General features: G+C 58.7%; 22 protein-coding genes and 1 pseudogene. 15 read left to right on the forward strand and 8 right to left on the reverse strand.

Going from position 1 to position 23,165, the window contains the following annotated elements; translation table 11 throughout:
• Positions 1 to 16 precede the first annotated feature (16 nt).
• Positions 17 to 1,294: an FAD-dependent oxidoreductase gene (locus CEY09_RS24115; RefSeq protein ID WP_088590550.1), complete on the forward strand. Its 1,278-nt coding sequence runs from the start codon at positions 17 to 19 to the stop codon at positions 1,292 to 1,294.
• 87 nt (positions 1,295 to 1,381) lie between these two features.
• Here the strand turns inward: CEY09_RS24115 and CEY09_RS24120 are convergent, their stop codons facing one another.
• From CEY09_RS24120 to CEY09_RS24145, 6 genes are all read right to left on the reverse strand, one after another.
• Complete coding sequence (locus CEY09_RS24120; protein ID WP_234818384.1) at positions 1,382 to 1,801, reverse strand: universal stress protein; 420 nt, start codon at positions 1,799 to 1,801, stop codon at positions 1,382 to 1,384.
• A gap of 192 nt (positions 1,802 to 1,993) precedes the next feature.
• The gene (gene arsH, locus CEY09_RS24125; protein WP_088590551.1) at positions 1,994 to 2,746 is read right to left on the reverse strand and encodes an arsenical resistance protein ArsH; all 753 of its coding nucleotides are present in this window, start codon (positions 2,744 to 2,746) and stop codon (positions 1,994 to 1,996) included.
• 10 nt (positions 2,747 to 2,756) lie between these two features.
• Positions 2,757 to 3,956 (reverse strand): MFS transporter, encoded by a 1,200-nt coding sequence (locus tag CEY09_RS24130; RefSeq protein WP_205736601.1) that lies wholly within the window; start codon positions 3,954 to 3,956, stop codon positions 2,757 to 2,759.
• A gap of 60 nt (positions 3,957 to 4,016) precedes the next feature.
• Positions 4,017 to 4,442, reverse strand: coding sequence for an arsenate reductase (glutaredoxin) (gene arsC / locus CEY09_RS24135; protein ID WP_088590553.1), 426 nt, complete (start codon positions 4,440 to 4,442; stop codon positions 4,017 to 4,019).
• An 8-nt stretch (positions 4,443 to 4,450) separates the two neighbouring features.
• Positions 4,451 to 5,536 carry an ArsO family NAD(P)H-dependent flavin-containing monooxygenase gene (locus CEY09_RS24140; RefSeq protein ID WP_088590554.1) on the reverse strand — a complete coding sequence of 362 codons (1,086 nt, stop codon included), beginning with the start codon at positions 5,534 to 5,536 and terminating at the stop codon, positions 4,451 to 4,453.
• Positions 5,536 to 5,859, reverse strand: a complete 324-nt coding sequence (locus CEY09_RS24145) for an ArsR/SmtB family transcription factor (RefSeq protein ID WP_088590555.1) — start codon at positions 5,857 to 5,859, stop codon at positions 5,536 to 5,538. Before CEY09_RS24145 ends, CEY09_RS24140 begins: the two co-directional genes overlap by 1 nt.
• A gap of 111 nt (positions 5,860 to 5,970) precedes the next feature.
• Between CEY09_RS24145 and CEY09_RS24150 the strand changes: the two genes are divergently transcribed.
• From CEY09_RS24150 to CEY09_RS24200, 11 genes are all read left to right on the forward strand, one after another.
• On the forward strand, positions 5,971 to 6,420 hold the full coding sequence (locus tag CEY09_RS24150) for an ArsR/SmtB family transcription factor (protein WP_088590556.1): 450 nt from the start codon (positions 5,971 to 5,973) through the stop codon (positions 6,418 to 6,420).
• Between the two features lie 100 nt (positions 6,421 to 6,520).
• Complete coding sequence (gene pstS, locus CEY09_RS24155) at positions 6,521 to 7,543, forward strand: phosphate ABC transporter substrate-binding protein PstS (protein ID WP_088590557.1); 1,023 nt, start codon at positions 6,521 to 6,523, stop codon at positions 7,541 to 7,543.
• A 96-nt stretch (positions 7,544 to 7,639) separates the two neighbouring features.
• Entirely contained in the window at positions 7,640 to 8,629 is a 990-nt protein-coding gene (gene pstC, locus CEY09_RS24160) for a phosphate ABC transporter permease subunit PstC (RefSeq protein ID WP_088590558.1), read from the forward strand.
• A complete protein-coding gene (pstA, locus tag CEY09_RS24165; RefSeq protein ID WP_088590559.1) occupies positions 8,626 to 9,486 on the forward strand; it encodes a phosphate ABC transporter permease PstA in 861 nt (286 codons plus the stop codon). Before pstC ends, pstA begins: the two co-directional genes overlap by 4 nt.
• Positions 9,487 to 9,553: 67 nt before the next feature.
• Positions 9,554 to 10,330 (forward strand): phosphate ABC transporter ATP-binding protein PstB, encoded by a 777-nt coding sequence (pstB, locus tag CEY09_RS24170; RefSeq protein ID WP_191295212.1) that lies wholly within the window; start codon positions 9,554 to 9,556, stop codon positions 10,328 to 10,330.
• Positions 10,331 to 10,391: 61 nt separating this feature from the next.
• Positions 10,392 to 10,754 carry an ArsR/SmtB family transcription factor gene (locus CEY09_RS24175; protein ID WP_165867852.1) on the forward strand — a complete coding sequence of 121 codons (363 nt, stop codon included), beginning with the start codon at positions 10,392 to 10,394 and terminating at the stop codon, positions 10,752 to 10,754.
• A 12-nt stretch (positions 10,755 to 10,766) separates the two neighbouring features.
• Positions 10,767 to 11,273 (forward strand): arsenate reductase ArsC, encoded by a 507-nt coding sequence (locus CEY09_RS24180; protein WP_088590561.1) that lies wholly within the window; start codon positions 10,767 to 10,769, stop codon positions 11,271 to 11,273.
• Between the two features lie 78 nt (positions 11,274 to 11,351).
• The gene (arsD, locus tag CEY09_RS24185; protein ID WP_088590562.1) at positions 11,352 to 11,711 is read left to right on the forward strand and encodes an arsenite efflux transporter metallochaperone ArsD; all 360 of its coding nucleotides are present in this window, start codon (positions 11,352 to 11,354) and stop codon (positions 11,709 to 11,711) included.
• Positions 11,712 to 11,721: 10 nt separating this feature from the next.
• Positions 11,722 to 13,506, forward strand: a complete 1,785-nt coding sequence (gene arsA, locus CEY09_RS24190) for an arsenical pump-driving ATPase (protein ID WP_088590563.1) — start codon at positions 11,722 to 11,724, stop codon at positions 13,504 to 13,506.
• A gap of 63 nt (positions 13,507 to 13,569) precedes the next feature.
• Positions 13,570 to 14,850 carry an arsenic transporter gene (locus tag CEY09_RS24195; RefSeq protein WP_088590564.1) on the forward strand — a complete coding sequence of 427 codons (1,281 nt, stop codon included), beginning with the start codon at positions 13,570 to 13,572 and terminating at the stop codon, positions 14,848 to 14,850.
• A 148-nt stretch (positions 14,851 to 14,998) separates the two neighbouring features.
• On the forward strand, positions 14,999 to 16,444 hold the full coding sequence (locus CEY09_RS24200; protein WP_088590574.1) for an IS1182 family transposase: 1,446 nt from the start codon (positions 14,999 to 15,001) through the stop codon (positions 16,442 to 16,444).
• Positions 16,445 to 16,784: 340 nt separating this feature from the next.
• On the opposite strand, the gene CEY09_RS32030 is transcribed toward CEY09_RS24200, so the two are convergent.
• Both CEY09_RS32030 and CEY09_RS24205 read right to left on the reverse strand, forming a co-directional pair.
• Positions 16,785 to 17,900: an SAVED domain-containing protein gene (locus CEY09_RS32030; protein WP_108627538.1), complete on the reverse strand. Its 1,116-nt coding sequence runs from the start codon at positions 17,898 to 17,900 to the stop codon at positions 16,785 to 16,787.
• A gap of 5 nt (positions 17,901 to 17,905) precedes the next feature.
• Positions 17,906 to 19,471 carry a nucleotidyltransferase gene (locus CEY09_RS24205; protein WP_158218684.1) on the reverse strand — a complete coding sequence of 522 codons (1,566 nt, stop codon included), beginning with the start codon at positions 19,469 to 19,471 and terminating at the stop codon, positions 17,906 to 17,908.
• Between the two features lie 590 nt (positions 19,472 to 20,061).
• On the opposite strand from CEY09_RS24205, the gene CEY09_RS24210 reads away from it, so the two are divergent.
• From CEY09_RS24210 to CEY09_RS24220, 3 genes and pseudogenes are all read left to right on the forward strand, one after another.
• Complete coding sequence (locus CEY09_RS24210; protein ID WP_088590565.1) at positions 20,062 to 20,535, forward strand: JAB domain-containing protein; 474 nt, start codon at positions 20,062 to 20,064, stop codon at positions 20,533 to 20,535.
• Positions 20,462 to 21,712 carry an IS256 family transposase gene (locus tag CEY09_RS24215; RefSeq protein ID WP_088590566.1) on the forward strand — a complete coding sequence of 417 codons (1,251 nt, stop codon included), beginning with the start codon at positions 20,462 to 20,464 and terminating at the stop codon, positions 21,710 to 21,712. The genes CEY09_RS24210 and CEY09_RS24215 overlap by 74 nt, the downstream gene beginning before the upstream one ends.
• A gap of 270 nt (positions 21,713 to 21,982) precedes the next feature.
• A pseudogene (locus CEY09_RS24220) lies at positions 21,983 to 23,165 on the forward strand (phage tail protein); the annotation flags it as partial.

Below are 23,165 nucleotides of genomic sequence, written 5' to 3' on the forward strand. Positions count from 1 at the left end.
AAGAGAGGTACCTGGAATGCGCATCAATGACCACCCCGTCGCAATCATCGGAGCCGGCCCCGTCGGGCTGAGCGCCGCCGCTCATCTGCTGGACAGAGGCATACCCTTCGTCGTATTTGAAGCAGGAGACCAGGCTGGGGCAAGTTTGAGCCGGTGGAGACATGTACGGATGTTCTCTCCGTGGGGCTACAACATCGATAAGAAAGCTGGCGAGTTGCTCGCGCAGTCGGGGTGGGTTGCCCCGCCCAGTGACGCTTATCCCACCGGACACGAATTGCTGACGCAGTATTTGCAGCCCTTGTCGGAAGTGCAGTTGATCAATCGCTGCCTGAGAACCCATCACCGGGTGTTGGCTGTCAGCCGCGTCGGGCACGATGTCATGAGGAGCCATGATCGGGCTGTCGCACCTTTCCTGCTGAGAGTCAGCGGACCCCACGGCGAGCGGGATGTCCTGGCGCGGGCCGTTATCGATGCCTCTGGTACCTACAACACACCAAACTGGATGGGCGCGCACGGCATCCCGGCCTTGGGAGAAGAGCGGTTCGCGGCCCAGATCGCCTATGGCATTCCCGACATTCTGGGAGACGCCCGGCAGCGATACGCCAATCGTCGAGTGTTGGTGATTGGCGGGGGCCATTCCGCCTTCAATGCGCTTCAGGACCTGGTGGAACTGGCCAGCATCGAACCTGGTACACGGGTTTATTGGGCGATCCGCGGGGCTTCAACCGATCGGCTTTTCGGAGGCGGAGAAAATGACCAGCTTGAGGAGCGCGGCAGGTTGGGAACGACAGTCAAACAGCTTCTGGACGAGGGAAGGATAGTGCTTTTCACCGGCGTCGACGTTGACCGCGTGAGCGATTCCGACGAGGGCTTGACGGTTCACAGTGGCGTCAAGGCGCTTGCCCCCGTCGACGAGATTGTCGTCGCAACGGGATTTCGTCCCGACCTTCGCTTGATGGCGGAGCTTAGGCTCGAACTAGATCCTGCAACGCAAAGCCCTATCCGCTTGGCTCCAATGATCGACCCGAATGTGCATAGTTGCGGGACAGTTCGGCCCCATGGCGCCTCGGAACTGGGACATCCCGACGAGGGGGTGTTCGTCGTTGGAATGAAAAGCTATGGGCGTGCGCCTACGTTTCTAATGCTGACAGGCTATGAACAGGTCCGATCTGTTGTGGCCGCACTAGCCGGCGACTTGGAAGCTGCAAAACGAGTGGAGCTTGTGCTTCCTGAGACCGGTGTGTGCAACACGCAAGTTCGTCGTGCAAGCGCTGAAGCAAAGTGCTGCACCTAATCTGCAATTGTCATCGGAGGGGCGCAGGCGGAGGTTCAATCTGCGACCCCGCTGCCGATGAAAACGGTCCACGTCGACGAGGAGGTTTTAAGGAAGGATCAGGATGGCCACATCTGCGCGCCCTAAAAGCTCTTTGCACGGGACTCCCAGAATGGCGTTCTTGAGGCCGCCGCAGTGCGACTTGCCTGCGACGATTAGGTCGGCGTCCATCTCACGCCCGAATGCCAAAAGAGACTCAATAGAATCGCCCGCAAGGATATGAAGACGCGGCTGCAATTCGCGTTCTCGAGCTGCGGACAAGAGCGTAGCCCACTCGGTCCCAATCTGCTTATGCACATCAGCGAGGAATGACTCCTCGGATTCGCTCAAAAGCTCATCCAGCTTTGGGCGCACTGCGAGGAACGTCAATGCAGCATGGTTGGCTTGTGCCAAGTCCAAGAGCGCCACCAACGATGGCCGACTCAGGTGTGCGAGGTCGAAATCCACCAGAATGCGCGTAAACATCATCTTCACCCATGAGGCCAGGCAACGTGATTCGCCAGCGTCCCTCAGGCTGATCGGAACGTCGATAGGCAGGATAACCGGTCCGATCCCACCCGCATTTCTTGAAAAGAACGGAAGCTATTCCGTATGTCCAGGTATATGGAAATAAAATCCGTTCGTCAAGTTGATGAAGATAAGGAGAGGAGGGCGTAAACCTTATTGGGTCTCCGTCTCATGCGTCATCGCTTCACGAGCCAGGCGTGCGATCTCCGCGGCCATGCCCTTGCGCTCGCTATATCGGTCCGTGAGATAGTCACTTCGGTCCCGCACCAGCAGTGTGAATTTATAGAGTTCTTCCATGACATCCACCACCCGGTCGTAGTAGGGCGAAGGCTTCATGCGGCCGGCTTCGTCAAACTCCTGAAACGCCTTGGCGACTGAGGACTGGTTCGGGATGGTTACCATGCGCATCCAGCGGCCCAGCACGCGCAAGGCGTTTACCGCGTTGAAGGATTGGGACCCGCCCGAAACCTGCATAACCGCAAGCGTGCGGCCCTGTGTCGGCCGCACACTACCCGTCTCCAGCGGCAACCAGTCGATCTGACTCTTGAACACACCCGTAAGCGTGCCGTGCCGCTCGGGGCTGCACCATACCTGCCCCTCGGACCACAGGGATAGTGCACGCAATTCAGCCACTTTTGGATGGTCCGCGGGAACACTATCGGGCAAAGGCAAGCCGCTCGGATCGAAAATCCGGGTCTCGGCGCCGAGCCGCGTCAAAATTCGCGCCGCCTCTTCAGTGAGCAACCGACTGTACGAGCGTTCACGCAGGGAACCGTACAGCAGCAGTATGCGGGGCGGATGCGTCGCGCCGGCCGTCAGCGACAGCTTGTCGTGCGTGGGGACGTCCAGCAAAGAGTCATCCAGGCTCGGAAGATCGAGGTCAGAGGGTGAAGAATACGTCGTCATTGCAATACACTCACTCGGGCAAAAATTGTAGTTTTGGGCGGCTGAGCCACGCTGCCAGCCAGAAGCTTGCGGCCAGTAATAACGCCACCACCAAGATTGAGACAAGCACTCCGTCGTAGGAGGAACCAATGGCCCAAAGGGCCGCGGCGCCCACCGGGGCGGCGGCGCGCGCAAATGTCATCGGCACGGTCAGGAGCCCGTTGATGGCTCCGTAGGCATGTCGGCTCAACATTTCAGGCACAACCATGCCACGAACGATCGTGAATATGCCGTTGGCTCCGCCGTAAACCACGCAGATTGCCGCGACGACAATGAAGTCCGTGTGCAAGTAGGCGAGGGCGCCAAAGGCGAGCGGGAAGACCGTCACCACCGCTGTACCCACCATTCGCATGGAGGCGCGTGCCGCGAAAATGCTCACGACGATTCGGCCCGCCACTTGGGCGGGGCCGATCAAAGCGATGGCTTGAACAACCGAAGCGGTGTCGATGCCTCGCTCGCGCAGCAAGGGGTACATATGGAACGTAAAGGCAGAGAACATGGCCGCGTATGCTGTCAGCGACAACAGCAGCGCCCAGAAAACAGGCCGACGCAGCGCTTCCTGAACAGCTACGCGATTTCTTTCGCGCTGTTCACCTGGATTGACGTTGTCGGTCGGCCTGGCATCTCGGGCAGGCTGAATAAAGAGCAGGTAGGCGCCGGTGCAGATGATTGCGTTGACCGCAGCTAGTGCGATCAATGCTTCACGCCAGCCCCATTGATTCAACAGCCATTGCACCAGCGGGATAAAGACAGTACTGGCAAAGCCACCCCATAGCGTCAGAGCGGTAATGCCCGCCCGTGAATGACCCGGACCCACGCGGCGCGCGATCACGGCGAAGGCCGGCTCGTAAAGCGTGGCTGCTTGCAACGCGCCCAGGGCTGCGACAAGGACGTAGAAAGCCGGCAGGGACGTCACTTGAGACCAAAGCAACAGCAACCCTCCCGCGAGCAGTGAGGAAAGGCCCATTACCCAACGACCGTGTCCACGATCAACCGCAACACCCACCGGATATGCGGCCAGCGCGGCGAGGATCAGCCCGAGCGTGGCAGCGCCGTATAGGTCGGGTTTGCTCCAGCCAAGCTCTTTGCCCATCGCCTCGGCAATCAACGGAAAGCTATAGTAGAGCGATCCCCAGGAACAGATCTGTCCTATCCCCAATGCTGTGACCAATCCGTGCGCCTTGTCGGATGGATGCACAGTGTCCGCGGCTGTCGAAGGACTTGGCATGGTTTAGCGCACGCGCTTTCCGCTGTCGTCGATGACCACTTCGCCATCTTCTTTGGTGAACGGGCCGCGCTGGGGAGCCTCGAGGATGTCCAATACCTCCTCGGAAGGCCGGCACAGGCGAACACCCGAAGGAGTCACGACAAACGGGCGGTTGATCAGAATGGGATGCGCCAGCATGGCGTCGATCAACGCATCATCGCTTAAGGATGCGTCGTCCAGCCCAAGCTCGAGATACGGCGTCCCCTTCTGGCGAATAGCGTCACGAACGGTCAAACCTGCTTGGGCGATCAGATCAACGAGGGTGGCGCGATCCGGCGGCGTTTGTAGATATTCGATAACTTGCGGTTCGATCCCCGCGTTGCGTATCAGCGCTAGCGTGTTCCGGGAGGTTCCGCATTGGGGATTGTGGTAGATGGTAACGGTGCTCATATGTGTGATCAGGAGGTGAGGGAAAATGCGTTTTCAACAAAAGCGGCCACTTCGGCCGCAGTGGATTTGGCGGTTCGCATGACGCCAATGAGGGTAGCGGACGCAAAACCCGTCCATTCGCCATAACCGACGAGCCACAGGCCTGGAACATCGGCAACCTGCGTGCCAGAAACTCGAACTTTGCCATCGGGGTCGATGATGCCTAGTGCGGCAAGATGTGCCAATGCAGGCCGGAATCCGGTGCACCACACGACAGCGTCGACCACTGAAGAAGAACCGTCGGCCCACACGACGCCATCGCGCGTAAAGCGCGAGAATGGGCGAACCGATTGCAGTACTCCGCGCTCACGCGCCTTGCGCACGGGTGGGACCATGACCACATCACCAAATCCGCCTGGAAGGTCTTCGGGTTGCTCGCCCGACTGCATCGCCTGCCAACGCGCGGTAGCGCGTTCAAATAGAACCCGTCCATCAACGTCATCCGGCAGGAACAGCGGTTCGGTGGACGTCACCCACGTGGTTTGGGCGACCTCGGAAAGTTCTGCAAGGATCTGTGCTCCGGAATTACCGCCGCCAACGACCAACACGCGCTTGCCCGCGTAGGGGGCTGGCGATTGGTAGTGCGCGGAGTGGACCTGTTCGCCACGAAAGATGTCCCGGTCGTCGTACGGAGGGATGAATGGAGCGCTCCAGGTGCCTGTGGCGCTGATCACGGCCTTGGCATGCCAAGCGCCCTTGTCAGTTTCGACGAAAAATCCTGACTCCCGCTTGCTGATGGACGCAACTGCTACAGGCCGCTCCACCGTGAAGCCGTACCGTTGTTCATAGCGCGCGAGGTATTCAATAACCTGATCTCGCGCCGGGTAACCTTGTGTCGGGGGCATAGGCCAGCCGGGCAGGGAGCTCCACTGTGCGGGTGAGAACAGGTGCAACGATTCCCATCCATGCCGCCATGCACCGCCCGGACCCACGCCAGCGTCCAGAAGAATTACCTTCAAAGCGGTACGCCTGAGGAAGTAGGCAACGGCGAGGGCACTCTGGCCACCCCCAATAATGACCACATCCGCATGGCGGTCAGGAGCGATCTCAGACATCAGGCGTCCCTCAGATTTTCAGGGGAAGTGGGCGCTGGAATGCCGCTGCAGCATTCCGCGGTGAGATAGCTCACCAACTCGTTCATCAAATCGATATTCGCGCGGTAGCGCATGTACCGCCCCTCTTGCTCGACGGTGAGTAGACCTGATTGCGTCAGTGCCTTTAGATGAAACGACAGGTTAGTGGGCGGCAGGTTCAATTCCGCCGCGATCTGCCCCGCGACGCAGCCGACTGGGGCGGCGCGCACGAGAAGACGAAAGATGTCCAGGCGAACGCCGGAGGCAAGAGATTCAAAAACGCTTACGGCCGAGGTTTTATTCATTCGTCAATACTACAACAATAATTGAAGTGTTGAGAAGATAAATTTAGACTGTCATCGAATCGTCATATGACAAGCACAATATGTCGATAAATCAAGACATATGGACTTTATATGGAAACCCTCGATTGGCCCTCAGGGCGCCCGCAAGCCATGGTCTCAGCGCTCTCCTCTCCAATCGCCTCGGCAGCGAATGCAGCGGAAGCTGTCTCGGTGTTCACTGCGCTGAGCCACTCGACGCGCTTGGCCATTTTCCGGATGTTGATACGTCAGGAGCCGCGCGGAATGGATGCGGCGCAGATAGCTGCCGTCGTCGGCGGGCCGCGCAGCACGGTGTCGCAACACTTGGCCGGGCTTGCGAGAGCAGGCTTGATCGTCGGCAGTAGAACAGGCGAGGGCGTTCGCTATCGTGCGCGGCTCGGAGGCATCTACGGGCTACTTGAATTCATCCTGGAAGACTGCTGCGCGACACATGCGTGCGGCTGCTTGCCTGACGACGCCGAGCTTGTCATTGGCACGTCGGGACAGGACAGGCAGGAATTGGAGACTGTCATAAACCGTTAATGAATTTGATTCATTATTTCCATAAATCACGACAGACAGATGTGTTGTGACCAGGGAGTCAAACGGACTTCCTCAATGCACCCTCAAGTGGAGAATAAGCATGTTTGCACAGGCCAAAAGATACGCTGCCGGATTGGGCATTTCCTTCGCACTCGGCATGGTTTCAGCTCAGGCCGCGGATATCACCGGCGCCGGATCGACGTTCGTGTACCCGATCCTGTCGAAGTGGTCCGACACTTACAACACCAAGACGGGCAACAAGATCAACTACCAATCGATCGGTTCGGGCGGCGGTATCGCGCAGATCAAGGCTGGTACGGTCGACTTCGGCGCGTCTGACAAGCCCTTGCCCCCCAAGGAACTCGCTGAGGCGGGCTTGGGCCAGTTCCCGGTGGTTATCGGCGGCGTGGTTCCCGTCGTAAACATCGCCGGCATCGAGCCGGGCAAGCTGCGCTTCACCGGTCCCTTGCTCGCTGATATCTATCTGGGCAAGATCGAAAAATGGAATGACAAGGCAATCGCCGACCTGAACCCTGGCGTGAAGCTGCCCGACGCGAAGATCACGGTGGTGCATCGTTCGGACGGCTCGGGCACGACCTTCAATTGGGTCAACTACCTGTCCAAGATCAGCCCGGAATGGCAGACCAAGGTGGGTGAGGGCACGTCCGTGCGGTGGCCCGTTGGTGTGGGCGGCAAGGGCAACGAAGGCGTCGCCGCGTACGTGAAGCAGATCAAGAATTCGATCGGTTACGTTGAACTCGCGTACGCGCTGCAAAACAAGATGTCTTACGCGGCCGTCAAGAACTCGGACGGCAAGTTTGTCGTGCCCAGCGACAAGACGTTCCAATCCGCTGCCGCGCACGCCGACTGGAAGAACTCGCAGGATTTCCATCTGGTGATCACCAACGCGCCGGGTGACGACGCCTGGCCCATCGCGGCAACGGTGTTTGTCATGATGTACAAGCAGCCCAAGGACGCAGCGCGTACGGCCGCCACGCTGGACTTCTTCAAGTGGGCCCTGGAAAACGGCCAGCACGAAGCCGAGGCATTGGACTACGTGCCGCTGCCCAAGGAACTGGTTGCCCAGATCGAAGGCTACTGGGCCGCGCAGATCAAGCGTTGATCCCAGGGAGTCGGTCTCGCCCGGCGGCGCCTGCAGGATCGGCGCCGCCGGGCGAGACCGACGGCCAATTGGCTGCGTTCTTACAGGTTGACGTAAATGTCGAATAATCCGGGTCTTAACCCCGCGCTGGATTTCCAGGCCGAAGAGTCGCGATCGCGCCGCGATGCGTCTTCGGACAAGGTCTTTCGCCGCATTGTTGCCGTAGCCGGCATTTTTGTATTGGTGTCGCTGAGCGGGGCCGCGCTATCCATGCTGTGGGGAGGCAGGCTCGCCTTCAGCACCTTTGGGTTCGAATTTCTCTGGTCCAGTGATTGGGATGCGGTCAATCACAAGTTTGGCGCGTTGGTGCCGATCTACGGAACCTTGGTGACGGCGTTCATTGCGATGCTGATCGCGGTACCGGTCAGCTTCGGTATTGCGTATTACCTGACTGAAGTCGCGCCCAAGTGGCTGCGCCAGCCGGTAGCGTCGGCGATCGAACTGCTGGCGGGCATCCCGTCCATCATCTACGGCATGTGGGGCCTCTTCGTCTTCGTGCCGGTGATGGCTGAATACGTCAATCCGTGGCTTGACGAACACATCGGCACGCTGCCCTTCATCGGCGTGCTTTTTTCCGGTCCACCCCTGGGCATGGGCATGCTGACGGCCGGCATCGTGCTGGCCATCATGGTGGTGCCGTTCATCACATCCGTCATGCGGGAAGTGTTCCTGACGGTGCCTCGCCCATTGAAAGAGTCCGCCTACGCCCTGGGTTCCACCACCTGGGAAGTCGTCTGGAACATCGTCTTGCCACACACGCGCTCGGCGGTGATCGGCGGCGTATTCCTGGGGCTGGGCAGGGCGTTGGGCGAAACCATGGCGGTGACCTTTGTATTGGGTAACGCGCACCGGCTGACGCCCTCGTTGCTGGAGCCGGGCAATTCCATTGCGGCCACCATCGCTAACGAGTTCACCGAAGCCGACTCGGACATTTACCTGTCGTCGTTGATCGCCCTGGGCTTCCTGCTGTTTGTCGTGACTTTCGTTGTGCTGGCCATTGCCAAACTGATGCTCAACCGCCTCAACCGTCAGGAGGGAAGGCTATGACCCCGCAAGGCCTGCGTCTGCAACGCATGCGTACCGCGCGAAATCTGGTGTCGGTAGCGCTGTCGATGGCTGCGACCCTGTTTGGGCTGTTTTGGTTGATCTGGATCCTGTGGACCACGGCAACCAAGGGCTTCGCCGCGCTCAAGTGGGACCTGATCTTCAAGATGACGCCGCCGCCTGGCGCCGATGGGGGCTTGGCAAACGCCTTGTTTGGCAGCCTGTTGATGAGTGTGGTCGCAATTCTGCTCGGAACCCCCATCGGGATTGCCGCCGGAACGTACCTGGCGGAATACGTGAACCGCCATCGGATCGGCGCGGTGATCCGCTTCGTGAACGACATCCTGCTTTCTGCGCCTTCCATCGTGTTGGGCCTGTTCGTCTACGAACTGGTCGTCCGGCAAACGGGGCATTTCTCCGGCTGGGCGGGCGCCATCGCGTTGGCATTCATCGTTCTGCCGGTTGTGGTCCGTACCACCGACGAAATGCTGCAACTGGTGCCCAGCCAAATGCGCGAGGCTGCGCTGGCATTGGGGGTGCCCCAATGGAAAGTGACGGTTCAGGTCTTGTTCCGGGCGGCGTTGCCGGGCATCACAACCGGCGTGCTGTTGGCCCTGGCGCGCATCAGTGGTGAAACCGCGCCCTTGCTTTTCACGGCGTTGAACAACCAATACTGGAACGCGGACCTGAGCGCGCCGATGGCCAGCGTGCCCGCCGTCATTTTCCAATATGCAATGAGCCCCTACGAAAGCTGGCATGCGTTGGCCTGGGCTGGTGCCTTCGTCGTCACGATGTTCGTGCTCCTCCTGAGCCTGCTATCCCGCGCTATCTTGTCACGCAACAAGGTGAATCATGACTGAATTTGCTTTCCCGTCATCGGTATTGAACTCCTCGGCGGCCGGGGCCATTGCGGCCCGCAGCGCCTCCCTGGACAATCCGGCCACCGCGACGCAGCCTAAAGTGGTGACTCGCGACCTGTGCTTCTATTACAAGGGTGTCCAGGCGCTGAACAACGTCAATATCGAACTGGCTTCCAATCGCGTTACCGCGCTGATCGGCCCGTCCGGTTGCGGCAAGTCGACCCTTTTGCGTATCTTCAATCGTATCTACGCGATTTATCCAGGGTTGGAAGCGCGCGGCGAGGTCTTGCTCGACAACCAAAACATTCTGGACCCCGAGTATTCGATCAACCGCTTGCGTAGCAAGGTGGGGATGGTGTTCCAGAAACCGGTCCCGTTTCCGATGTCGATCTATGACAACGTCGCCTACGCAATCCGGCACTACGACCGCTTGCCCAAGGCCGAGATGGACGTCAGGGTGGAAGCGGCCTTGCGCAACGCCGCGCTCTGGGACGAGGTCAAGGACAAGCTGGAGCAGAACGCGCTGGGGCTGTCGGGCGGCCAGCAACAGCGGCTATGCATCGCCCGCGCAATTGCCCTGAGCCCCGACGTGTTGCTGCTGGATGAACCGACTTCCGCACTGGACCCGATCTCCACCGCAAAGATCGAACAGCTGATTGCCGAGCTGAAGAAGGACTACACCGTCCTGATCGTGACGCACAACATGCAACAGGCTGCGCGTTGCTCTGACTACACCGGGTTCATGTGCGCCGGCGAACTGGTCGAGATGGGCCGGACCGACGACCTGTTCACCAAACCGAAGCGTGAACAGACTTCCGACTACATCACCGGCCGCTTCGGCTAGCCATCACCCGCGACCCTACATTAGGGTTTACAGCTTTCTACTATTCCACTACAGTCGAACAATGGAAATGAAAGATGCTGTCAAAGCCCTCGCCGCGATCGGGCATGAATCGCGCCTTGCCGTCTACCGCCTGCTGGTCCAGGCGGGGCCGGAAGGTCTGCCTGCCGGCCAACTGTCCGAAAAGACGGGCATCCCCCCCTCATCGCTTTCTTTTCACTTGAAAGAGCTGGTGCATGCCGGCTTGTTGACGTCGCGGCAGGAAGGAAGGTTTGTCATCTATGAAGCTCGATTCGAGTCGATGGCGGAACTGTTGGCCTACCTGACTGATAACTGCTGCGGCGGCCAACCTTGTGCCCCGACAAGCGTCACCGCTTGTGACCCACCTGCAGCCGCTCGCGCGCGGCGCGTGAACAACCTCTCTTGAAGAGTCCGCATCATGACCGAGAAAGTCTATAACGTTCTATTTTTGTGCACCGGCAATTCGGCGCGCAGCATCATGGCGGAAGCCTTGCTCAATACGCTGGGGAAGGGCCGCTTCCATGCGTACAGCGCGGGCAGCTATCCGGGTGGCACCGTGAATCCGTTCGCGATCGAGCGGATTCAAGTGCTGAACTACCCGACGGACCAACTGCGCAGCAAAAGCTGGGACGAATTCGCCCCGCCGGACGCACCCCAGATGGATTTCATCATCACCGTGTGCGACAACGCCGCCGGCGAAGTCTGCCCGGTCTGGCCAGGCCAGCCGATCTCTGCCCATTGGGGCTTCGAAGATCCCGCCGCCGCCGAGGGCACCGATGAAGTGAAGCGCCGCGTCTTCGAAAAAATCTTTCGGCAGATCTCCGCCCGCATCAATATTTTTGCCAACCTGCCCATCGCGGCCCTGGATAAGGCAGCGATCCATCGCGAGTTGAAGCAGATTGGTGAAAGCAAGCCGGCCGAGTAATGCCGGGCTAATGCTCATGCCGCCTGTCCATGGGCCATTTTTTTTGACGGACATTTCGAAAATTCTTGGAGCGTCAAAATGAAAACCATACAGATATTTGACCCGGCCCTGTGCTGCAGCACAGGCGTGTGTGGCGTGGACGTGGATCAGGCCTTGGTAACGAGCGCGGCCGATATCGATTGGGCGAAGCGGCAAGGCGCAAACATCGAGCGGGTGAACCTGGCCCAACAACCGCTGGAGTTCGCGCAGAACGCGGTGGTCAGCGCGTTTCTGACGCGTTCAGGCGCCGAAGCGCTTCCTTTGACCTTGGTTGATAACGAGATTGCGTTGGCCGGCAGATACCCCACGCGCGAGGAACTCGTGCGATGGACAGGTATCGAAGCCCCCGCCGACGCCAAACCGCAGTCGGGTTGTTGCGGCGGCAATCGCACCTGCTAAGGGGACGGCCATGAACTTTCTAAATGCAGCTCCCCGGTTTTTCTTCTTTACCGGCAAAGGCGGGGTCGGCAAGACCTCGCTGGCTTGCGCGGCGGCCGTCTTGCTGGCGGAGCAGGGCAGGCGAGTGCTGTTGGTCAGCACCGATCCCGCATCGAACGTGGGCCAGGTATTCGGCGTTGACATCGGCAACCACATCACCGCGATTGCCGCCGTGCGCAACCTGTCGGCGCTGGAAATTGACCCGCAAGGCGCGGCCCAACAGTACCGGGACCGAATCGTGAACCCGGTGCGCGGCGTCTTGCCCGACGATGTGGTGCGGGGCATTGAAGAATCCTTGTCGGGCGCCTGCACCACGGAGATTGCGGCGTTTGACGAGTTCACCTCTTTGCTGACGGACTCAAGCCTGACGTCGGACTTCGATCACGTCATTTTCGACACGGCGCCCACCGGGCATACCATCCGCCTGCTGCAGTTGCCGGGAGCCTGGAGCAGCTTTCTGGACGCTGGCCAAGGCGATGCGTCATGCCTGGGGCCGCTGGCCGGCCTGGAAAAGCAACGTTCCCAGTACCGCGAAGCGGTCGCGGCGTTGGCGGACCCGCAACGCACGCGCCTGGTGCTGGTCGCGCGCGCGCAGCGGGCCACGCTGGAAGAGGCCGCGCGGACCAGCCTGGAGTTGGCGGGCATCGGGCTGTTGCAGCAGCACCTGGTCATTAATGGTGTCCTGCCTGCCGCGGCCGTCCAGCATGACGATCTGGCCGCGGCCGTCTATGCCCGAGAGCAGGCAGCCATCGAAGCCATGCCCGCACCGCTTGTGGCCTTGCCCAAGGACCAGGTCACCTTGAAAGCCTTCAACGTCGTTGGGCTGGAAGCCTTGCGCCACCTGCTCACCGACGCCGCGCTTGATGCCGACGAGCCGAACCGTGTTGACGTTCCCAAGATCGAAGCCCCTGATCTGGCATCGCTGGTTGATGGCATTGCCGCCGACGGGCACGGCCTGGTCATGGTGATGGGCAAGGGCGGCGTGGGCAAAACCACGCTGGCCGCGGCGATCGCGGTCAACCTTGCGGAACGCGGCCTGGCGGTGCACCTGACCACGTCGGATCCCGCGGCGCATCTGGCACGCACGCTGGAAGGCACGCTACCCAATCTGACGGTCAGCCGCATTGACCCGCGAGTCGAAACCGAGCGCTACCAGCAGCACGTATTGGCGACCAAAGGCGCCAAGCTGGACGCGCACGGCAAGGCCTTGCTGGAAGAGGATTTGCGTTCGCCATGCACCGAGGAAATTGCCGTGTTCGGCGCGTTTTCCCGCATCGTGCGCGAGGCCGGCACCAAGTTCGTCATCATGGATACCGCGCCCACCGGCCACACCTTGCTGCTGCTGGATGCAACCGGCGCCTATCACCGGGACATCGCCCGCCAGATGTCGGGCAGCAATGTCCACTACACCACGCCGATGATGCAATTGCAGGACCCCACGCAGACCAAGGTGTTGCTGGTCACCCTGGCGGAGACCACGCCCGTGCTGGAAGCCGCCAATCTTCAGGAAGACCTGCGCCGCGCCGGCATCGAGCCCTGGGCCTGGCTGGTCAATAGCAGCATCGCCGCGGCGGGGCCGACATCGGCCTTGCTACGCCAACGCGCCTTCAATGAACTGCGCGAAATGGACGGCATCGCCAAGCAACACGCGAAGCGATACGCCGTCGTGCCATTGCTGAAGACCGAACCCGTCGGCATCGAGCGCCTGCGGCAATTGGCCAGCCACCATCATGACGCCGCGCCAAGCCTTGCGTAGTTACCCACGTATTGACCCTTTATCGCTTCAACCTTCAATCCACAAATAAAAAGAGTTCGCCCAATGTTTGCTGCAATAGCAATTTTTGTTCTAACGCTCGTGCTCGTGATCTGGCAGCCCCGTGGCCTGGGGATCGGGTGGAGCGCCAGTTTGGGCGCGGTCGTTGCGCTTATCGCCGGCGTGGTGCACATCGGCGACATCCCGGTGGTGTGGAATATTGTCTGGAACGCCACCGCCACCTTTATTGCCGTCATCATCATCAGCCTGTTGCTGGACGAGGCGGGCTTTTTTGAATGGGCTGCGTTGCATGTGGCACGATGGGGCAAAGGTAGCGGCCGGGCGTTGTTCGCGCTGATCGTCTTGCTGGGCGCGGCGGTCGCTGCGCTCTTTGCGAACGACGGCGCCGCGCTGATCCTGACTCCCATCGTCATGGCCATGTTGCTGGCGCTGGGCTTCAGCCCCGCCGCCACCTTGGCCTTCGTGATGGCGGCAGGCTTCATCGCGGATACCGCCAGCTTGCCGTTGATTGTGTCCAATCTGGTGAATATCGTTTCCGCCGACTTCTTCGACATCGGCTTCAACCGTTATGCCGCGGTGATGGTGCCTGTCAATTTCGTTGCGGTGGCAGCGACCTTGGCGGTGCTGATGCTGTATTTTCGCAAAAGCATTCCCGCGCGGTACGACGCTGGCCAGCTCAAGCAGCCCGTGGCTGCCATCCGCGACGCGGGTACCTTTCGCGCCGGCTGGGTCGTGCTGGTGTTACTGCTGATCGGTTTTTTCGGCCTGGAGCCACTGGGCGTGCCAGTTAGCGCCGTGGCGGCCGCCGGCGCGGCAATCCTTCTGCTGGTTGCGGGCCGTGGCCATATCATTAGCACCCGCAAGGTCATACGCGAAGCCCCGTGGCAGATCGTTATCTTCTCGTTGGGGATGTACCTGGTCGTTTACGGCCTGCGCAACGCCGGGCTGACCCAATATCTGGCTGATCTGCTGAGCGGGTTCGCGGAGCAGGGGATCTGGACTGCCACGATCGGTACGGGCCTGGTGGCGGCATTCCTGTCGTCCATCATGAATAACATGCCGACCGTGCTGGTAGGCGCCTTGTCGATTGATGCCAGCCAGGCCAGTGGCGTTGTCAGGGAAGCGATGGTCTACGCCAATGTGATCGGGAGCGATCTGGGGCCGAAGATCACCCCGATCGGGAGCCTGGCGACTTTGCTTTGGCTGCATGTGCTGGAACGCAAAGGCACCGTGATCTCGTGGGGCTATTACTTCAAAGTTGGCATTGTGCTGACGCTGCCGGTGCTTCTGGTGACGCTGGCTGTATTGGCAATAAGGCTAGGGTAAAGAAAGTCTGGGTGCATGCATGTCAGATGAAGACCGCTTCTGGTCGGTCGCAGACCTTACCGGCCGTTCGCTCCCGACCGAGGCTGTGTGAAAACTCTTCACGGCTCTCACTAATTAAAATTGGCCAACCCGTTTGAGCGAGATGGCGATGAAGCGATTCATCGAAGGCGAAGTCCGAACCCAGGTCACATTATTGCCAGAATGCCTGGACGACTACATCGACGAGGACAATCCGATACGGATTGTCGATGTCTTCGTCGATGAGATTGATCTCCTGTCGCTCGGTTTTAGTGGCGTCGATCCTGCTGCTACGGGTCGGCCCGCCTATCACCCCGCCGTTCTGCTGAAGCTCTATATCTACGGGTACCTTAACCGTATCCAGTCCAGTCGTCGTTTGGAGCGGGAAGCCCAACGCAATATTGAGTTGATGTGGCTGATTGGCCGGCTGGCTCCACACTTCAAGACTATCGCCGACTTCCGCCGCAACAACGGCGTCGGCATACGCAATGTCTGCAAACGCTTTATCGCCATGTGCAGGCAATTGAAGATCTTCTCGCAAGCCATGGTTGCCATCGACGGCATCAAGTTTAAAGCAGTCAACAGTCGCGACCGCAACGTGACTCCAGGCAAAATCGACCGGCGCCAGGAACAGATCGAACAGAGCATTCAGCGTTACCTTGATGCACTGGCGACCGCCGACCGCACCCAGCCAGCGGAAGCCGAGGCCAAGACCGATCGGCTACGGGAGAAAATACGAAAGTTGCGCGAACAGATGCAGCAACTCGACGGGATGAAGGAGCAGTTAAAGAGCCTGCCCGACGGACAGATATCCCTCACAGATCCCGACGCGCGCTCAATGATGTCCCAAGCCACGGGGTCAGGCCTGGTCGGCTACAACGTCCAGACTGCTGTTGACGCAGAGCACCACATGATTGTTGCGCACGAGGTGACGAACATAGGCAACGATCGTGCGCAGCTAAGCAAGATGGCGAGTGCTGCCGGTGAAGAAATGGGGCACCAGAACTTGCAAGCATTCGCGGATCGGGGCTACTTCAATGGCCCAGAGATCAAGGCCTGCGAGGATGCTGGAATAGCGGTATTTGTACCCAAGCCAATGACATCGAACGCCAAGGCGGAGGGGAGATTCGACAAGACCGACTTCATATATATCGCGCAGGACGACGAATATCAGTGCCCGGCAGGCGAGCGCGCGATCCATAGATTCGCTACGGTGGAGAAGGGACTTGATCTGCACATTTACTGGCCCAGCGCTTGCCCCCGATGCCCGCTCAAACAACAGTGCACGACCAGCAGCTATCGACGTATCCGCCGATGGGAGCATGAAGATGTGTTGGAGCGAGTTCAGGAACGTCTTGATCGTAAGCCCGACGCGATGACGTTGCGGCGCCGCACCGTCGAGCACGTATTCGGCACGCTGAAACACTGGATGGGTTCAACACACTTCCTGACCCGGACGTTGGCGCATGTGAGTACCGAGATGAGCCTGTATGTGCTTGCCTATAACCTCAAGCGGCTAATGCGCGTTTTGGGTATCGCGGGAACGATGAAAGCAATGAGATCGGTGGGGGCATGAGCCTTTTTAAACGCTGATGAGCCTCCCAGCTACGACTAGGCACGAGAAAAGCACGAGGGGGCCGATCAATATATGACTGGATGACGCTGCACGTGCAATGAAGCTCTTGAGCCCGAGCACTCGGCATATTCCTGCATCGCATGCGTTTCCACACAGCCTCGACCCGTTGCGGACACTCAGTCGGCGTAAAGTGGCTCATGGCCCCATCGACTGAATACGTCGACCAGGTCCCGACGCTCGGCATAGAGAGCCTTCATGTGGCGCAAATGCAGCAGGAAGTTCCCGTCGGAAATAAACTCCGTAACAGTCATCGGGATGGTTGGGCCCTAGTTGCTCCAAATTAAATGGGGGCTCCTGTCAGCGTGCAAATTGCAACGGGGATCGCGTTTCCATGATCTGGCATCCGCACCGCCCATGGATAGGGTACGGGGTCTGTACGTTCGTATTGGTACACGAGTAGTTCCGGCATCAAGCGCTCGTCGTAAGTCGTACCCAATCGAATTGCCAAGCTCGCAGGAGAAGCCAATACGAGATGGATTCGCCTGATGCCCTTTTCCATCAACTGTTGGATCGCGTCTCTGAACGACGCGGCGATTGCCCGTTGCTTCTCTTCAGACCAATAAACATCTGTGCGTAAAAGTACCGCTTGCAGATGGGAAACGGAAATACCGGGGAACGCTTTTCTTACGGCAGGTATGTCCACCGGATAAGAGAGCGAAACCGCCAGAACTACTTCGTCTTGATTCAACGTAAGTTCGCTGACATCTAACGGTAGCGTTCGATGACTGTCGTCCGGGCCATCAATTCCGCGCCAATGGCCAGTATTTCGATCCCAGTCGTAAATCGCGATTCTAGACTCATCCTCTAACAGCATTCCGGCCAAAAATAATGCTGGGACCGCTGCGAGGCCGCCTACCGCAACGGAAACGTCGCTACTGTCGCGACCGGCGGAAAGCGTTTCCACTGAAGATCTAAGTGTCGAGAGCTTTTGAAGAAGAAGTTTTGGACTCACTCGTTCACCTTCCGCACTCGGTCTGAAGTCGAGCAACACCCAATTTCGATTGCTGGGTAGCGGGCCAAGGTCCGCATCTTTCGCTGGCGTATCAGGACTTAAATGGAGTCCTCTGAGCTCAACCACAATGGCAATCTGACGCGAGTTCTTCCTCGACTCGCGCCAAAAATCGAGTAGGTAAACGACTAGTCCAATTGCGATGAGAAGGGCGCCAATACAATAAGCGAAGTTTGATAGAAATTGAGAAACGCTGTCGCCCGTTGAAACAGCGAATGACCACTCCGCGTCGGAGCTTCGATACGAGAGCTTCGCGATCCAGCTCACGCCAATTGTCGCCAAAATTATGGCTACCCCAAATCCAACCAGCCTGGGTCCAAACGTCCGCGGCCGATAGAAAACGTAGTCAATGAGACGACTGAAGAATTTATGAATGAGTTGTCTCATGGTACCTACTTAACATTAACGACAAAAGCGCCGCTGCGTGCTGCCAAATGGCGGTTCTTGACGATAAAACACTCTATGGTGTGTGATCCAACATACGCGGCGTCTTCTTTATGAGTAATGTCCCCGCGCTCCACCTTGCCTTGGTCGAATCCTCCTCGGAGTTTTCCCGCAGCAGTAGCTTCGGCCCCCGTATTTACGACCTGCCAGTACACTTCATATGGTTGCGGTATGTCAGTTGTCACTTGAAAACTCAAGGAAGCCCCTTTGACTAGCGGCTGGCCGTTCGAATGCAAGCGCATGGGCCTGGAAAATCCTTGACCCGTCCATGTGACTTTAGAGATCGACACGCTTCCGACCTGTCCTTTGGGCCACGGTGCCGACTGCTTGTGAGCGGCGGCGAAAAGGTTAACGGCAGCACCATAGATTCTTGCGAGACTGGTCGATCGTCTGCCTGCCCCTCCGCTTGCGGCGCGGGCTTGACGTTCGCCGAACGACTGGCTAGCTGCCTCGACAATTCTCTGAGGGTTTTGCTGCGCGGCGATTATGGAAATGTCTTCGCGGACTTTGCGAAGCCAGGCATAAAAGCTTGCGCGCTTCTCCGGCGCATTTTGCCAACGATCAGCAAAATTTTCTTGCGGATCTGTAGGATTGCAGATCCGCACATTGCCCGCCGGATCAAAGGAAATGTGTGACTCCATCCTTTGGAGAATTCCTAATACGGCTTCTACGGCAGTTCTTTCGCCAAAGTAGGACAGGCCAGCCAGCGTTGTAATAATGACCGAAATCGGCTTGTGCTCAGGCCTTCCCGCGAACATGACATCGCGGTGCCGCTTTAGAATCTGCACCGCTTGTTGTAGTGGAGTCTTGACTGCGTACGACGGGATTTCTTCAACGTTGGCTTGGGCCTCTAGGGCCATGGCGGCTCTGATTTGACGATAGTTAATCGCCATCCTTGAACGAAACCACTTGGTATAGCCCCTAGGATTGGAATGTGGCCATTGCGCGGTAATGGACCGATAACGGGGGTGATCCTTGTCGGTAATAGCTATGGCTGAGGACGCCCAAGCATCGCTAAGATTGGCCTCAATTAGAAGTTGCCGCTTGATCTTTCCGTCAGGAAGCGCAGGCAGCGCATCAAGGTGAAATTGCGCGCCTTCTGCGTAATCCAGCGTCCAGCAACGTCGGCCTTCACTTGGCTTCTGCATGTTATGGGCTTCAGCATAAAGCTGCATCTCGTGCCCTAGCATTGCCTTCAGATTGTGCTGGCTGTAATCGCCCTTGGATAGCGAAAGCTCGCAGACCAGATCAATGTCGTAATGCTCGTCATCGCTAACAGGTCGAATGGGAGTCCCCAGACGAAACGACCCTTGAACGTACACATCCGGGTTGAAATCCTTTAGCGTGGACGCATCACGACAAAGCCAACTTCCTACAGAGTCGTAGCGCTTTGATGCTTCCTGATAACGCGAAATGGGAACGTCTAGTTCTTCTGCAAGGCGCTCCAAAAACTGCGTGCCCTGAGCGGTCACAGGCTCTTTCTCCGCAATCTTCAATCCCCGGCTCGCGTTCATACATTCTCCTTTTCGGGTAGCAGTAGTGGGATGAAGCTGTCTAAGCGTCGACCACTCCCAGTCGAACGCGGTGAGATAACTCCCCCCTCGGGCTTAAATGTAGCAATTATTTTCGGCTCGAGATAATTGGTCTAAGGTGGAGCGTTGGAGATTCTCGGAGCGTTAATCGGCCCGCTTGCTTCGTACAAGGATGCACAGCCGTCCACTTCTGGCCGCGCGCAGCCGTTGACGACGGGCCCTTTCCGTCCGGCGCGGGCGTGGGCACGCTCGCGGCGCAAAAGTGGGGCAACGGTCGGCACTCGCAGCGCGGGCCCGCAGTCGGGACGAAGGAAGGTGAGCAGGTCGAGAAGCAGCCGACATTCCCGGGCTAGGGATAAGTAGGCGAGGGTTTTCTCACCGCTAAGCAGTGGGATGCGCTTGCTTCAGGTCAGCTCAGCATGGGCACTGGATCCTTGTGGTGGGCTCCAGATAATGACCATTGGCCATTGGCCAGAGCCAACGGCGCATGGTGACGCCAGATTCGACACCTCCCTTTGTTGACGACCGATCACCAATGGGTTGGTAGGCGACCCTCGCTTTTGGAGAGAGCAATGCAACTAAGTTTCAGTAGTGCGTGGGCAGGAGAAAGGCGGGTGCAGGAAGATGTCCAAGACGCACCTGTGGTACGCGAGGCTGGCGGCCTCTATCGAGCCGCAACCCCGGAAGAGCTGTTACGCGCGGCTGCGCAGCAATTGGAGGGGGCGCTGGGTAGTCGCTTGCCAGTGGCCAAGCCATCCGCCGCCATCGACTATATCGTGACGCGGCTGGCGCTGTCGGACGTCGAGGTGTTCGGCGTAATGTTCCTTGATGCGCAATTGAGAATGATCGCCTTCGAGGAAATGTTCAGAGGCACGCTGTCGGAGACCAGCGTGTATCCGCGTGAGGTCGTCAAGGCCGTGGGTCTGTCAGTAATTTCGTGTTTAGGGCATAACATACCGCCAAGGAGTATGTATGCCACGCAAACCCAAGACCCCGCTGGCCGAGTTGCCGAGCATTCCCGCAGATTTACTGAAGTCGTTCGGTGACGGCCCGATGACGGCTGAAGCGATCAATGCCGCGTCGTTGGCATTTAAGAAGGCGCTGATCGAACGTGCGCTGGGGGGAGAGCTCAATCACCACCTGGGCTATCCCTCTGGGGCGGCTAAGCCCGCAGCGGCTACTAACCAGCGCAATGGCAAAGGTGCCAAGACCGTCATGACCGAGGACGGCTCGATCCGTATCGAGGTCCCTCGCGATCGAGACGGCAGTTTTGCTCCGTTACTCATCCCGAAGCACGAACGGCGTTTTACGGGCTTTGATGACAAGATCATTGCCATGTATGCCAGAGGCATGACGGTGCGCGAGATTCAAGGTTTTTTGCAAGAACAGTACGGCACCGAGGTCTCGCCCGAGTTCATCAGCTCGGTGACCGATGAGGTGATGGCAGAGGTGACCGCCTGGCAAGCCCGTCCGCTCGAGCCCATGTATCCCGTCGTGTTTTTTGATGCGCTGCGTGTAAAGATCCGCGATAACGGCGTCGTGCGCAACAAGGCCATTTATCTGGCCTTGGGTGTGCTTCCCGATGGCACACGCGATATCCTGGGACTGTGGATCGAGGGTACCGAAGGCGCCAAGTTCTGGATGCGGGTCTTCAACGACTTAAAGACCCGCGGGGTCCATGACATCCTGATCGCCGTCACCGACGGCCTCAAAGGGATGCCCGAGGCGCTGGGTGCGGTCTTCCCGGCCACCACGTTGCAGACCTGCATTGTCCACCTGATCCGCAATAGCCTGGACTATGCAAGTTGGAAGGATCGCAAGGCACTGGCCGCCGCCATCCGCCCGATCTACACGGCCCCAAGCGCCGAAGCCGCTCTGGCCGAACTCGAGACATTTGAGCAAGGGCCATGGGGACAGAAATTCCCCGTCGTGACCCGCGCATGGCGCCATGCGTGGGATCGCGTCATACCGTTCTTTGCGTTTCCACCCGAGGTGCGTAAGGTCATTTACACGACCAATGCCATTGAGAATATTAATGCGCAGCTACGCAAAATCATCAAAACCAGAGGGCACTTCCCCAGCGACGAGGCCGCTACCAAACTCCTCTGGCTGGCTCTGCGCAATATCACCGCCGATTGGGGCCGTCCGGCCCGTGATTGGAAACAGGCCATGATCCAGTTTGCTATCCTCTATGAAGATCGCTTCGTCCGTCCTTCCGTTTGATTTTTAACCCGCCTTAAACACGGAATTTCTGACAACCCCGTCGGCCTTGATGCGTGCCGCGCTCGGCCGGGCAGCATCATCCGTGTAGCAGACCAGCACCTGGCCGGCCGCCGAATTGGTGGCCGGATTCGCTCCGCAACTTCGACCGTAATTACCGTCGATGCAGAACTTGGTGTGCGTCCGGGGGACCGCCTAACGGTGAACTTGCCCAGCGGCGTGTCGCAAACGCGGATCATCAGCACGGCAGTAGGGCAGGGCCTGACCGCCGACATGACCACCTTCACCGTCGATTCCACTGAACTGACGGCCGACATGGTGGGCTTGCCCGGTACGGTGCTGATTCTGACTGTGAGCGCGCCGTTTACCGAGGTGCCCGAGGCAGAGTGTGTGTGGACGCTTGAGTCGGAAACGCTTTCTGCTCAGCGGTTTCGAGTTCTCAGCATCAAGCGCAAGGATGGGCTGACCGCTGAAATATCGGCTATTCAGCATGAGCCGGGCAAGTTCGACAATGTGGATTTCGGAACCCGTCTTGATCCGCTGCCCATCACCGTTATCCCGCCTGGCGTTCAAGCTCCACCAACGGAGGTCACGATCACGTCTTACCCGGTTGTGGCTCAGGGATACGCCAGTCATACGGCAGTGTTTTCCTGGAAGCCTGCGGCGAACGCTGTTGCTTATGAGGTGCAGTGGCGTCGGAACAACTCGGAGTGGGTGAATCTCCCTCGCACTGGATCAACCAGCATCGAGGTGCCCAATGTGTATGCGGGCGCATTCCTTTGCCGCGTGCGGGCGCTGAACGCCATGGACATTGCTTCGATATGGGCCTCATCGACGCAGACGCAACTGGATGGCATTCTCGCGCCGCCAGCCACCGTGACGCACCTGGAACCGTCGCAGGGAACTTCAGCGATTGTGTTCGCCATTCAGGTGAAATGGGGCTTTGCTCCGGGGCCGTCCATCATTGAAAAGACGGAGATTTGGTACAGCAAAACTCCCGACTTTGCCGACGCGATTCCGCTGGGCGAGTATGCATATCCCCAGAACTCCGCTTTGCTGATGGGGCTGTCCGGTGGTGTACGCCTCTATTTCTGGGCCATCCTGCGCGATAAGAATGGCTTACCTGGTCCAAGGTTCCCGGCTGGCAACGGGGCGATGGGGCAGTCCAGCACCGAGCTTGGCGATATCCTGAACTACTTCAACGGAAAGATCGGACAGACGCAATTGGGCCAGGATGTACTTGCCCCGATTCAAAAGATTCCCGCTCTCGAAACAGGGTTGTCAGAAGAAGTCACCGTGCGGGAAGAGCAACACGACGCGACTGTCGAGTCCATCAGTGTCAGCGCCGATGTAATACTGACCCACCGCGTCGGAGTAAATCTGACCCACCTGGGCAATGATGGCGGCCTTTTGGCCGCCGACAATGTTGACTCAGGAGCAAGCAGTGGAGATCAAG

Source organism: Achromobacter marplatensis (assembly GCF_002209535.1).
Lineage (GTDB): Bacteria > Pseudomonadota > Gammaproteobacteria > Burkholderiales > Burkholderiaceae_B > Achromobacter > Achromobacter marplatensis.

What these genes read in the sequence shown, in the direction of transcription:
- CEY09_RS24195 (WP_088590564.1), top strand. Translation starts at nt 13,570, where the DNA reads ATGTTTGCTGCAATAGCAATTTTTGTTCTAACGCTCGTGCTCGTGATC.
- CEY09_RS24210 (WP_088590565.1), top strand. Translation starts at nt 20,062, where the DNA reads ATGCAACTAAGTTTCAGTAGTGCGTGGGCAGGAGAAAGGCGGGTGCAG.
- CEY09_RS24200 (WP_088590574.1), top strand. Translation starts at nt 14,999, where the DNA reads ATGAAGCGATTCATCGAAGGCGAAGTCCGAACCCAGGTCACATTATTG.
- arsC (WP_088590553.1), bottom strand. Translation starts at nt 4,442, where the DNA reads ATGAGCACCGTTACCATCTACCACAATCCCCAATGCGGAACCTCCCGG.
- CEY09_RS24140 (WP_088590554.1), bottom strand. Translation starts at nt 5,536, where the DNA reads ATGTCTGAGATCGCTCCTGACCGCCATGCGGATGTGGTCATTATTGGG.
- pstS (WP_088590557.1), top strand. Translation starts at nt 6,521, where the DNA reads ATGTTTGCACAGGCCAAAAGATACGCTGCCGGATTGGGCATTTCCTTC.
- CEY09_RS24120 (WP_234818384.1), bottom strand. Translation starts at nt 1,801, where the DNA reads ATGATGTTTACGCGCATTCTGGTGGATTTCGACCTCGCACACCTGAGT.
- CEY09_RS24115 (WP_088590550.1), top strand. Translation starts at nt 17, where the DNA reads ATGCGCATCAATGACCACCCCGTCGCAATCATCGGAGCCGGCCCCGTC.
- CEY09_RS24145 (WP_088590555.1), bottom strand. Translation starts at nt 5,859, where the DNA reads ATGAATAAAACCTCGGCCGTAAGCGTTTTTGAATCTCTTGCCTCCGGC.
- CEY09_RS24215 (WP_088590566.1), top strand. Translation starts at nt 20,462, where the DNA reads ATGCCACGCAAACCCAAGACCCCGCTGGCCGAGTTGCCGAGCATTCCC.
- CEY09_RS24175 (WP_165867852.1), top strand. Translation starts at nt 10,392, where the DNA reads ATGGAAATGAAAGATGCTGTCAAAGCCCTCGCCGCGATCGGGCATGAA.
- arsD (WP_088590562.1), top strand. Translation starts at nt 11,352, where the DNA reads ATGAAAACCATACAGATATTTGACCCGGCCCTGTGCTGCAGCACAGGC.
- pstA (WP_088590559.1), top strand. Translation starts at nt 8,626, where the DNA reads ATGACCCCGCAAGGCCTGCGTCTGCAACGCATGCGTACCGCGCGAAAT.
- pstC (WP_088590558.1), top strand. Translation starts at nt 7,640, where the DNA reads ATGTCGAATAATCCGGGTCTTAACCCCGCGCTGGATTTCCAGGCCGAA.
- CEY09_RS24150 (WP_088590556.1), top strand. Translation starts at nt 5,971, where the DNA reads ATGGAAACCCTCGATTGGCCCTCAGGGCGCCCGCAAGCCATGGTCTCA.
- arsH (WP_088590551.1), bottom strand. Translation starts at nt 2,746, where the DNA reads ATGACGACGTATTCTTCACCCTCTGACCTCGATCTTCCGAGCCTGGAT.
- CEY09_RS24180 (WP_088590561.1), top strand. Translation starts at nt 10,767, where the DNA reads ATGACCGAGAAAGTCTATAACGTTCTATTTTTGTGCACCGGCAATTCG.
- CEY09_RS24205 (WP_158218684.1), bottom strand. Translation starts at nt 19,471, where the DNA reads ATGAACGCGAGCCGGGGATTGAAGATTGCGGAGAAAGAGCCTGTGACC.
- arsA (WP_088590563.1), top strand. Translation starts at nt 11,722, where the DNA reads ATGAACTTTCTAAATGCAGCTCCCCGGTTTTTCTTCTTTACCGGCAAA.
- CEY09_RS32030 (WP_108627538.1), bottom strand. Translation starts at nt 17,900, where the DNA reads ATGAGACAACTCATTCATAAATTCTTCAGTCGTCTCATTGACTACGTT.